Origin of the sequence: Neptuniibacter marinus, assembly GCF_965223595.1 — a bacterium.
GTDB classification, from domain to species: domain Bacteria; phylum Pseudomonadota; class Gammaproteobacteria; order Pseudomonadales; family Balneatricaceae; genus Neptuniibacter; species Neptuniibacter marinus.
On the sequence record NZ_OZ245004.1, the window covers coordinates 952,806 to 964,486 of the forward strand.

Annotated in this window: 10 protein-coding genes; all 10 read left to right on the forward strand. The window is 43.9% G+C overall.

Annotated elements, in window-relative coordinates:
* The first annotated feature begins 1 nt into the window (after nucleotide 1).
* The 10 genes from mraY (at nucleotide 2) to lpxC (ending at nucleotide 11,576) form a co-directional block, all read left to right on the forward strand.
* On the forward strand, nucleotides 2–1,084 hold the full coding sequence (gene mraY / locus ACOQOE_RS04410) for a phospho-N-acetylmuramoyl-pentapeptide-transferase (protein WP_067862409.1): 1,083 nt from the start codon (nucleotides 2–4) through the stop codon (nucleotides 1,082–1,084).
* A gap of 15 nt (nucleotides 1,085–1,099) precedes the next feature.
* Nucleotides 1,100–2,452, forward strand: a complete 1,353-nt coding sequence (murD, locus tag ACOQOE_RS04415) for a UDP-N-acetylmuramoyl-L-alanine--D-glutamate ligase (RefSeq protein ID WP_067862407.1) — start codon at nucleotides 1,100–1,102, stop codon at nucleotides 2,450–2,452.
* Nucleotides 2,452–3,708: a putative lipid II flippase FtsW gene (gene ftsW, locus ACOQOE_RS04420; protein WP_082792320.1), complete on the forward strand. Its 1,257-nt coding sequence runs from the start codon at nucleotides 2,452–2,454 to the stop codon at nucleotides 3,706–3,708. The genes murD and ftsW overlap by 1 nt, the downstream gene beginning before the upstream one ends.
* Nucleotides 3,705–4,799, forward strand: a complete 1,095-nt coding sequence (gene murG, locus ACOQOE_RS04425) for an undecaprenyldiphospho-muramoylpentapeptide beta-N-acetylglucosaminyltransferase (RefSeq protein ID WP_420554980.1) — start codon at nucleotides 3,705–3,707, stop codon at nucleotides 4,797–4,799. The genes ftsW and murG overlap by 4 nt, the downstream gene beginning before the upstream one ends.
* The gene (gene murC / locus ACOQOE_RS04430; RefSeq protein ID WP_067862403.1) at nucleotides 4,796–6,235 is read left to right on the forward strand and encodes a UDP-N-acetylmuramate--L-alanine ligase; all 1,440 of its coding nucleotides are present in this window, start codon (nucleotides 4,796–4,798) and stop codon (nucleotides 6,233–6,235) included. Before murG ends, murC begins: the two co-directional genes overlap by 4 nt.
* A gap of 5 nt (nucleotides 6,236–6,240) precedes the next feature.
* Nucleotides 6,241–7,188 (forward strand): D-alanine--D-alanine ligase, encoded by a 948-nt coding sequence (locus ACOQOE_RS04435; protein WP_067862400.1) that lies wholly within the window; start codon nucleotides 6,241–6,243, stop codon nucleotides 7,186–7,188.
* 1 nt (nucleotide 7,189) lies between these two features.
* Nucleotides 7,190–8,041, forward strand: coding sequence for a cell division protein FtsQ/DivIB (locus ACOQOE_RS04440; protein WP_420554981.1), 852 nt, complete (start codon nucleotides 7,190–7,192; stop codon nucleotides 8,039–8,041).
* Nucleotides 8,042–8,046: 5 nt separating this feature from the next.
* Nucleotides 8,047–9,294, forward strand: coding sequence for a cell division protein FtsA (gene ftsA, locus ACOQOE_RS04445; protein WP_067862396.1), 1,248 nt, complete (start codon nucleotides 8,047–8,049; stop codon nucleotides 9,292–9,294).
* A 94-nt stretch (nucleotides 9,295–9,388) separates the two neighbouring features.
* The gene (gene ftsZ / locus ACOQOE_RS04450; protein ID WP_420554982.1) at nucleotides 9,389–10,561 is read left to right on the forward strand and encodes a cell division protein FtsZ; all 1,173 of its coding nucleotides are present in this window, start codon (nucleotides 9,389–9,391) and stop codon (nucleotides 10,559–10,561) included.
* A 100-nt stretch (nucleotides 10,562–10,661) separates the two neighbouring features.
* On the forward strand, nucleotides 10,662–11,576 hold the full coding sequence (gene lpxC, locus ACOQOE_RS04455) for a UDP-3-O-acyl-N-acetylglucosamine deacetylase (protein ID WP_067862461.1): 915 nt from the start codon (nucleotides 10,662–10,664) through the stop codon (nucleotides 11,574–11,576).
* Nucleotides 11,577–11,681 lie beyond the last annotated feature (105 nt).

Genomic DNA, 11,681 nt, shown 5'->3' on the forward strand with positions numbered 1-11,681 from the left:
AATGCTACCACTAATAGCAGAATATTTATCAGAGTATTACAGCGGCTTCGCTGTATTTCAGTATCTGACGTTAAGAGGGATTTTGGGAGTGTTGACCGCTCTGCTGATATCTCTTTTGGTGGGGCCTTTTGTTATTAATAAATTACGCAACAATCAGATTGGGCAGGCAATTCGTGATGATGGTCCGCAAAGCCATTTGAGTAAGGCAGGGACCCCAACCATGGGCGGTGCACTGATTCTAGTTGCTATTGCTATTAGTACGTTACTTTGGAGTGATCTTAGTAATATTTATGTATGGATTACACTAATTGTTACATTGATTTTTGGTGCTGTAGGTTGGGTGGATGATTACCGAAAAGTAGTAGAGAAAAACCCTCGTGGTTTACCTGCAAAATGGAAGTATCTCTGGCAGTCTGTAGGTGGTATAGGTGCAGCCGTGGTTTTATATTCAGTTGCGTCTATGCCGGTAGAAACTTCACTACTTATACCTTTCTTAAAAGATGTTTCGATTGAGTTAGGTATTTTCTTTATTGTATTTACCTATTTTGTCATTGTCGGTAGCTCCAATGCGGTCAATTTAACGGATGGTTTAGATGGTCTTGCAATTCTTCCTACCGTTCTAGTTGCTGGTGCATTGGGCGTTTTTGCCTACCTATCCGGTAATATTAAATTTGCTGATTACTTGCTTATTCCATATATCGAAGGTTCGGGTGAACTGATTATTTTTTGCGGCGCAATTGTTGGTGCTGGATTAGGTTTCTTATGGTTTAACACTTATCCAGCCCAAGTATTTATGGGGGATGTGGGAGCATTGTCTTTAGGTGCAGCTTTGGGTGTGATTGCTGTGATTGTTAGACAAGAGTTTATTCTCTTTATTATGGGTGGGGTCTTTGTCGCTGAAACTGTATCGGTCATTTTACAGGTGGCTTCATTTAAGTTAACAGGACGTCGCATCTTTAGGATGGCTCCTTTGCATCACCATTTTGAATTAAAAGGTTGGCCTGAGCCGCGCGTGATTGTGCGTTTTTGGATTATTACAGTTGTATTGGTGTTAATCGGTTTAGCATCGCTGAAAATTCGTTAAGAGTAAGGTTGAGTCATGGGATTAATCGCCAGTGATAATTTTAAAATTGTGATCGGTCTAGGACAGACTGGGCTGGCGTGTGCACGGTTTTTGGCGACTAAAGGGACCTCTTTTTCTGTTGTAGATAGCCGAGAGAATCCACCAGGTGCTGATGAGCTTAAGCACGAATTTCCTGATGTAGATCTTCGTTGCGGGCCTTTTGATAGTGAGTACTTAAAACGAGCGACTGAACTTATATTAAGCCCTGGCGTGACTCAGAAAGAGCCAGCAATTCAAGCTGCGGTATCGCAAGGCGTGCAGCTCAGTGGCGATATCGATCTTTTTTGTCGAGAAGTGAAAGCGCCGATTATCGCTATTACAGGCTCGAATGCGAAAAGCACAGTAACTACCTTGGTTGGTGAAATGGCTAAAGCCGCCGGTCTGGATGTAGGTGTGTGTGGCAATATTGGCACCCCTGTGTTGGAGATGTTAGGCCAGCCGGAAAAAGGCTTGTATGTACTGGAACTTTCGAGTTTTCAGTTAGAAACAACCCATGAATTACGCGCCGAGGTTGCGACAGTTCTTAATGTTACGCCAGATCATTTAGATCGCTATGACAACCAGATACAGGGCTATTATCAAGCCAAGCATCGAATATTTCGCGGTGCTAAACATGTTGTTATCAATAGGGATGATGCGTTAACAGCACCCCTCTTATCTAAAAATGTAGTCACACACTCTTATGGCTTAGATAAACCAGATATTAAAGCGTTTGGTTTACTTGAAGAGCAGGGTGAGCATTGGTTGAGCCTAGGGTTTGAAAAACTATTACCCGTTTCTGAATTGAAAATACGTGGTAGCCATAATATTGCGAATGCATTGGCTTCTATGGCAATAGGTCACGCTGCAGGGCTACCTATGGAAGCGATGGTTAAGGCATTGAAAGCATTTTCAGGTTTGAAGCATCGTTGCCAATGGGTGTCTGATAAAAACGGCATTAGTTATTTTAATGATTCTAAAGGTACGAATGTCGGTGCAACAGTCGCAGCATTGGTAGGTTTAGGTGAAACATTGTCAGGAAGTCAAAAGTTAGTCCTGATTGCTGGTGGCGTAGGTAAAGGTGCTGACTTTTCTGATTTAGCGTCACCCTTGCAACGTTTTGGGCGAGGTTTGGTGTACTTGGGTGAAGATGGCGAGCGTTTGGCTGCAGCCTGTGGAAACCTTGAAAAAGTAGCGGCAATAAGCATGACTGATGCGGTTGAAAAAGCGGCTGACCTAGCTGAATTAGGGGATATAGTGTTGCTCTCCCCAGCGTGTGCGAGCTTTGACATGTTTAGTGGCTTCCCTGCGCGTGGTGATGCGTTTGTTGATGCGGTAGCGGTACTCTGATGTTTAGTGCTTTTTGGCCATCATCAAGTCTGCCACCGCAAACGAAATTGGGGGTATTACCCTTTGATCCATGGGTGTTGGGTTGCGCTATTGCATTAGTGTTGACTGGATTTGTGATGATCAGTTCTGCCTCCTTAGATGTTGCAATGGAGAATAATGGAACGCCTTATTACTACGTTATTCGTCAGGCTTCCTTTATGTTGATCGCTTTGATTGGTGCTATAGCCGTGTGGAACTTCCCTATTAGTTTTTGGGAACGTAGTGGACACTGGTGGATGCTGGCGGCCGGTTTTTTACTTATTCTGGTGTTGATCCCAGGGATAGGTAAAGGGGTTAATGGTAGTCATCGTTGGCTGCCCTTAGGACCATTAAACTTGCAGGCTTCTGAGGTCGCGAAGTTTTGTATGGTTTTATATATGGGAGGGTATTTAGTTCGCCGTCTCCATGAAGTTAGAAGCAGTTGGAAAGGTATTGCTAAACCCACGTTACCTTTAGGTATTTTTTGTGTGCTGCTCTACTTTGAACCGGATTTTGGTGCATTGGTTGTGTTAATGGGTACGGTTATGGGCATGATCTTTTTAGGAGGGATGCGCTTTTCTCAGTTTCTAGTGGTTATTGTTAGTGTGGGGGGATTGTTAGGTGCAGTCGTTGGTTTGCAGCCCTATCGTGTCGCACGTTTACAGAGCTTTCTTGATCCGTGGCAGGATCCTTTTGGTACAGGCTACCAACTGTCTCAGGCTCAAATAGCTTTTGGTCGTGGCGAGTGGTTTGGAACAGGTTTAGGTAACAGCGTCCAGAAGTTATTTTATCTGCCTGAAGCTCATACGGACTTTGTTTTTTCTGTATTAGCTGAAGAGCTTGGTTTTGTCGGTGCAGCTGCGTTGATTGTGCTATATGCGGTATTAGTTGTGAATATTTTCCGTATCGGACGACGGGCAGAAAAAATGAAGGCTTTCTTCAAAGCATATGTTTGTTATGGATTTGGAATTATTTTTGCTGGGCAGGCATTAATTAATATCGGTGTAAATGTTGGTGCCCTACCAACTAAAGGGCTAACACTGCCTTTAGTTAGTTACGGAGGCAGTAGTTTGTTGGTGAGCTGTGCGATGTTGGCTGTGATATTAAGAGTCGATTATGAATTGAAAAAAAGCCAATTTTCTTCATCTACAACAGATGGAGATAACAAATTGAACAAAACAGGAAAAAGTTCAGGGAAGAAAACTCAGTCTAGATTTAAACCGGAGGCGCAAGTATGAAGCATAGTAAAGCGCCTGTTGCGCTAGTTATGGCAGGTGGTACGGGTGGTCATGTTTTTCCTGCGCTATCAACAACTGAAAAAATGCAGGCTCAGGGCGTTCATGTGGAGTGGTTAGGTTCTCGCCATGGTATAGAAGCTGATTTAGTCCCTGCGGCAGGCTTAAAACTGCACTCCATTGAAGTAAGAGGGTTGCGCGGTAAAGGTAAGTTAAGTCTTCTGTTAGCGCCATTTAAATTGCTTGTTGCTTTTTGGCAGGCCCTAAAAGTTGTGCGAAAAGTAAAGCCCGATGTTGTGCTTGGTATGGGCGGTTTTGCATCAGGTCCGGGGGGCGCTGCTGCATGGTTGTTAGGTATCCCTCTTATTATTCATGAGCAGAATGCTGTCGCGGGGATGACAAATAAGGCTTTATCTCGATTTTCTAAACAGGTTCTGGAGGCATTTAAAGGTGCTTTTGGTCCATCTTTGAAAACAGAGTCGGTTGGTAATCCTGTAAGGGGCGCCATACTCGACATGTTGCCTCCTTCTGAGCGAATGGATAATCGTTGTGGGAAGATCAGATTACTGGTTGTTGGTGGTAGCTTAGGTGCAAAAGCGATCAATGATCTTTTACCCGAAGTGCTATCTGAGATTCCAGAGGAACAGCGACCTGATGTTTGGCATCAGACGGGTAAACGTAATATTGAAGAGACGTTGCAACAATACAGGAAATTTAATATCTCTGGTTGTAAGGTTGAGCCGTTTATTGATGCCATGGATGAAGCTTATGCATGGGCTGATGTGGTGTTATGCCGAGCGGGTGCTTTGACTATAAGTGAGCTCAGTATTGCGGGTGTTGCATCAATTCTGGTTCCTTTTCCTCATGCTGTAGATGATCACCAGACCAAAAATGCGGCTTTTTTGGCGGATAACGATGCGGCGATTTTGATACAGCAAAGTGATTTGAGTCGAGATGTTTTGAAACGTTTACTTACAGAGCAGCTAAATCAGCGTACTAGATTGATTGAAATGGCGAATAAAGCGCGCGCTCTTGGTAAACCAGAGGCGAGTGAGCAAGTGGCAATGGTTTGTCTTGAGGCGATAAAAAAATGAAAGAGCAAAATGCTTTTACACGATTTGAAATACCTGAAATGCGTCGAATTAGCCGTATACACTTTATCGGCATTGGCGGTGTGGGTATGTGTGGCATTGCAGAGGTGTTACTTAACCAAGGCTATCAAATTTCTGGTTCGGATTTGAAAATATCTGCTACGACGAACCGTCTTAAAAAATTAGGAATGTCTATTTTTATTGGTCACGGTGCAGAGAATGTGGCTGATGTTGATGTGGTTGTTGTATCTACTGCGGTTAATGAGGAAAACCCAGAAGTTAAAGAGGCCCGAGCGCAACGTATACCCATTGTTCGCCGTGCTGAAATGCTAGCTGAGTTGATGCGTTATCGCCATGGTATTGCTGTTGCTGGCACGCATGGTAAAACGACTACAACAAGCTTACTAGCTTCTGTTTTTGCTGAAGGGAAGTTGGATCCCACATTTGTCATTGGTGGGCGTTTAAATAGCGCTGGTACCAACGCAAAAATGGGCACAAGTCGTTATCTTGTAGCAGAAGCTGATGAAAGTGATGCATCCTTTTTACATCTACAGCCGATGGTTTCTATCGTTACTAATATAGATGCAGACCATATGGAAACTTATGGTAATGATTTCTCTATATTGAAGAAGACCTTCATTGAGTTTCTACATAATTTACCTTTTTATGGTTTGGCTGTTATGTGTGTGGATGATCCTGTTGTGCGTGAGATTTTGCCGGAAATTAGTCGTCCGATAATCACTTATGGCGTGTCAGACGATGCGGACTATCGTGCAGAAAATATTTGTCAAAAGGGCATGTATACCCGATTTACGGTAAAGCGCCCAGAAGGCTTTGCTGATCTGGATGTGTCGTTAAATATGCCGGGCCATCACAATATGTTAAACGCACTGGCCACAATAGCGGTTGCTACAGACGAAGGTATTTCTGATGAAGCCATTTGTAGTGCTTTAGCCAAATTTGAAGGTGTAGGTCGTCGATTCCAAATATTGGGTGATGTTGCAGTTAAGGGCGGAAATGCGATGTTGGTGGATGATTATGGGCATCATCCGCGTGAGGTCAGTGCAGTTATAAAAGCGATTCGTGAAGGATGGCCAGACAAACGATTGGTAATGATTAATCAGCCACATCGCTATAGCCGCACACGTGACCTTTATGAAGACTTTGTTGAAGTGTTATCTGAAGTTGATGTGTTGTTATTGCTGGAAGTTTATGCCGCAGGGGAAGCGCCCGTTGCTGGCGCCGACAGTAGAAGTCTATGCCGTAGTATTCGTCAACGTGGACGTATAGATCCCGTTTTTATTAGTGATAAAGATTTAGTGGCTGATGTTTTAAAGGGTATTTTGCAGCCAGGTGATCTGCTGCTAACACAAGGGGCTGGCGATATCACGGCGTTAGCACATCAATTAAATCAGTTGTCTTTAGTTGCTGAGGATTGAGATAGATGAGTTTTGTGATCGATTCGCATTTGAGAGAGTCTTTTGGACGTGTTGCGGTAATTTATGGTGGTAACTCATCTGAGCGTGAAGTGTCTCTAAAAAGTGGTGCAGCAGTGCTTGCTGGGTTACAGCGTGCGGGTGTAGATGCGTTTGGGATCGATTTATATGGCCCATCTGCGGATTTGGAGCCATTGCGTCAGTTACAAGAGGAAGTATTTGATCGTGCTTTTCTTATTCTTCATGGTCCAGGTGGTGAAGATGGAACGCTTCAGGGCGCTTTAGAAATGTTGGGTAAACCTTATACAGGCAGCGGGGTAGCTGCATCCGCTATAGGTATGGACAAGTTACGAACCAAGCAGCTTTGGTTAGGCGCCGGTTTACCAACGCCTCCCTTTGCTGTTTGCAGCGGAGAAGAGTCTTTCGAAGATGTCATCGAGCGTTTAGGTGTTCCTATCATTGTAAAGCCTGCGCATGAGGGCTCGAGCATAGGAATGAGTAAGGTTGATAGTGTATCGGGCTTAACGGAAGCACTAAAAACGGCCGCAAAATTTGACCGTACTGTTATTGCTGAGCGGTGGATGAGCGGTGATGAATATACAGTGGCTGTTTTAGATGGTGAAGCGCTATCCCCAATATTATTAGTCACTAATCATGAGTTTTATGATTTTGATGCGAAATACGTAGCTAACGATACAGAGTATCGATTTGATCATGGTTTAAGTATCGAGAAAGAGAAAGCGCTGCGTGAGCTCGCGGAAAAAGCATTTGCTGCCGTAGGATGTGCCGGTTGGGGGCGTGTAGATGTGATGCAAGATGAACATGGTGATTTTCAGCTGCTTGAGGTTAATACGGCCCCAGGCATGACCGATCATAGCTTAGTACCTATGGCCGCTAAACAGCAGGGTGTTTCGTTCGAACAGTTAGTTGTTGAAATTTTAAAGACGGCTCATTGAGATGAAGTTTTTTGACTTTTTTAAGTCTAAAGAAAGTGTGCAGAGTGAAGATGAACCTGTTTTAGCGCCTCGTGGGGCTAGCCGTGAGGCGGTGAGCTCTAGTGTTAATAAGGACTCTAAGATAGATGTTGATTTAGATGGCTGGTGGAAACCCTTTTGGACGATCTCATCGTTGATTATTTTTATCGGTGTTGTATGGGGTGTTAGTCATAATGTGTGGAAATGGTTAGATCAACCTGTAGAGCAGATTGTTGTAATTGGTAATGCTCAGCATTTAGATCGGAAAGATTTGGCAGAAGATATTGCTGCCCGGTTAAAGCAGGGCTTGCTTAGTGCTGATATCGGGGTGATACAGGAGCTGGTTCGAGAATATCCTTGGGTGCGTGTAGCAGCTATTAAGCGTGACTGGCCAAATCAGTTGATTGTTGAAATTGAAGAAGAGGTACCTGTTGCACGTTGGGGTGAGCGGGGCTTATTAAATCATCAAGGTGATATTTTTTGGCCGGAGTTGAAAGAGGAGTATCGTTCTCTCCCACGATTAAGTGGGCCGGCCCCGGAAACAGAACGAGTTATGGCTCAATTTCATGATTTTAATCAGATGTTGAGGCAGGTTGGATTGAATGTGGTAAGCCTTAATTTAGAAGCTCGAGGTGCGTGGACATTTGAGCTTGATAATCAAATTAAGGTGATAGTGGGACGTGAAGCAATTGATGAGCGTTTGCGGCGGTTTTTGGATCTTTATCAGCTGAGGTTGTTAGAGCAAGTTGATGAGATAGAAGCAATTGATATCCGTTATACCCATGGTGTTGCGGTTAAGTGGCGAGAAAAAGCCGAAGATGAAAATGCAGGGTAATAGAAATGAATAATTCGATGGATAACAACATGATTGTTGCCTTGGATATCGGTACATCTAAGGTGTTATGCCTAGTAGGTGAGATCGGTGTTGATGGCGCCATCGAAATAATAGGTATAGGTTCTCATGCCTCAAGAGGCCTTAAAAAAGGCGTTGTTGTAAACATAGAGTCGACAGTTAGCTCAATCCAGCGTGCAGTTGAGGAAGCTGAATTGATGGCTGGGTGTAAAATTCATTCAGTAACTGTCGGGATTGCAGGTAGTCATATAAGCAGTTTGAACTCGCACGGTATTGTTGCTGTACGTGATCGAGAAGTAACTGAATATGATCTGGAACGTGTAATCGATGCTGCAAGAGCTGTAGCGATTCCCGCAGACCAGAAGATCTTACATATATTGCCTCAAGAGTATGAGATTGATAGCTCTGAGGGCATTAAAGAACCCTTAGGGATGTCAGGTGTTCGATTAGAAGCCAAAGTCCATTTGGTGACGGGATCAGTGAATGCTGCACAAAATATTGAGAAGTGCGTACGTCGTTGTGGTTTAGAGGTTGATAGCTTAGTGCTTGAGCAATTGGCATCAAGTTACTCGGTATTAACTGAGGATGAGAAAGAGCTCGGCGTTTGTATGATTGATATAGGTGGCGGTACGTCCGATATATCAATTTTTACCGGCGGGTCGATTCGACATACCACTGTTATACCTATTGCTGGGGATCAGGTTACTAACGACATCGCTATGGCGCTACGTACCCCGACTCAGCATGCGGAAGAGATTAAGATTAAATATGCCTGTGCGCTTGCGCAGCTCGCGACGGGTAGCGAAACAGTCAAAGTTCCAGGTGTTGGGGATCGCCCTGCAAGAGATCTATCCAGGCAGGCATTAGCTGAGGTTGTTGAACCGCGCTATGAAGAGTTGTTTACACTTATTCAGGCGGAATTACGCCGTAGCGGATTCGAAGATTTGGTGGCGGCGGGCATCGTATTAACCGGCGGTACATCAAAAATGGAGGGAGCTATTGAGTTGGCAGAAGAGATCTTCCATATGCCGGTACGTTTAGCGACCCCTCATGGTGTGAGGGGGATGGCAGATATTCTTAGCAGCCCGATTTATGCTACTGGGATAGGGTTATTGCAATACGCACAGCATGATCATGTGGACGGTAGTGTAGAGACGATCAATCAAGATGTAGCTACGGTTCCACGGATAGGTGTTTTGGACAAAATGAAAGCTTGGTTTAAAAGTAATTATTAAACCAACTTAACTCGATTTTAATGTTTTGGCGGCTGATGATAATCAGTGGCGAATTAGGTGATAGTGCTTGGCTTGAGCACTCAAGGAGCTAACAATGTTTGAACTGTTAGATAGCGTTCCACAAAATGCAGTAATCAAAGTGATTGGTGTTGGTGGCGGTGGCGGCAATGCTGTCAAACACATGGAAAGTGGTGATTTGGAAGGGGTTGAATTTGTATGTGCGAATACAGACGCACAAGCGCTTTCCTCAATGTCTTCTCAAACTGTTATTCAGTTAGGTAATACGCTGACAAAAGGCTTAGGGGCTGGTGCTAATCCTGAAGTGGGGCGCCAAGCGGCAATGGAGGATCGGGACCGTATTGGTGAGATGCTGAAAGGCGCGGATATGGTCTTTATTACAGCAGGAATGGGAGGGGGTACAGGTACAGGTGCGGCACCTATTGTAGCTGAAGTTGCTAAAGATATGGGCATTTTAACGGTCGCTGTTGTAACTAAGCCGTTTCCGTTTGAAGGCCGTAAGCGTATGGCTATAGCTGCCGATGGCATTAAAGAGCTGCGTGATAGTGTTGATTCGTTGATCATTATCCCTAATGAAAAACTAATGCAGGTTCTAGGGCGTAATTGTAGTTTGTTAAATGCATTTGAATCAGCAAACGATGTGCTTAGAGGTGCAGTACAAGGTATATCTGACCTCATTACCCGTCCAGGCATGATCAATGTGGATTTTGCAGATGTGCGTACTGTTATGTCTGAAATGGGCATGGCGATGATGGGAACCGGTCATGCTAGAGGTGAAAATCGTGCTGCAGAAGCGGCAGAAAAAGCGATTAAAAGTCCTCTGCTGGATAATGTTGATCTTCGTGGTGCGAGCGGCATTTTAGTAAATATCACTGCAGGAATGGATCTGAGCTTAGGCGAGTTTACTGAAGTAGGTAATCAGATTGAAGAGTATGCCTCTGAGAATGCAACTATAGTCATTGGTACGGTTATTGAGCCAGAGATGTCAGATGAGCTGAAAGTCACTGTAGTTGCTACCGGCTTAGATAAACCGCAAGAAGCTGTGCGTCCTGTGCAAGATAATATGAAAAAAGTGGACGGAAGTTTGAACTTAGAGCAGATTGACTTGCCTACCATTCTCCGTAGAAGAAAGAATGAAGCGCTGGATGGTCCTGCAGAGTTTACCGAAGACACATTGAAGCAAACGGGTACAGAAGGCGATGCTGGTTATTTAGATATACCTACATTCTTAAGAAAGCAGGCAGACTAAACTGCATAAGCGTAGAGTGGTAAAGGATTCATCTTTCTAAAAGGTGAATTTTTTGTTAGTATTGCGCGCTAGGATGGCCCTTTTATTTTTGGCAGATGGCATGATTAAGCAGAGAACGTTAAAAAACAGTATTAAAGCAACAGGTATCGGTTTACATACAGGTCAGAAAGTTTATCTGACACTTAAGCCGGCGCCCGTGAATACCGGTATAGTATTCCGTCGTGTAGATCTTGATCCAGTGGTTGAGATTTTAGCGCACGCACACAACGTTGCTGACACAACGCTGTCTACAAACTTAGCCAAAGATGGTGCACGTATTGCGACCGTTGAGCATCTGCTTTCTGCAATGGCTGGTTTAGGTATTGATAATGCGTATGTGGAGTTAAGTGCCGAAGAAGTGCCTATTATGGATGGTAGTGCTGCTCCATTTGTATTTCTTATTCAATCGGCAGGCCTCGAAGAGCAGAATGCGGCGAAAGAGTTTATTCGCATCACTAAAGAGGTTACTGTTGAATCGGACGGTAAGTCGGCCACATTTAAACCGTTTGATGGCTTCAAAGTCGGTTTTAAAATTGAGTTTGATCACCCTGCATTTGAAGGACGTAAGATGGAGTCATCGTTGGACTTCTCTAGTACCTCTTTTGTGAAAGAGGTGAGCCGTGCCCGTACCTTTGGTTTTATGAGTGATTATGAGTACCTTCGTTCACAAAACCTTGCTCTAGGCGGTAGTTTTGATAACGCAATAGTTGTTGATGATTATCGTATTCTTAATGAAGATGGTCTTCGTTATGATGATGAGTTTGTTAAACACAAAGTGCTTGATGCCGTTGGGGATTTATATCTGTTAGGAAAAAGCCTAATTGGTGAATTCTACGGTGATAAATCAGGACACTATTTGAATAATCGTTTACTACGTGAACTCTTAGCTAATGAAGAAGCGTGGGAAATTGTCACTTTCGAAAATAATGAAGAAAGTGCACCGATCTCCTACCAGAAGCCTGTTTTAGCTGTTTAAACTTCTAATTTTTTTGAAAACCGAACTCTATGTTCGGTTTTTTTTTGCATTTTTATGTAAGGTTTTTATTTATTCGCCCTTTTAGATTCAATTTCTGCCCCAAAT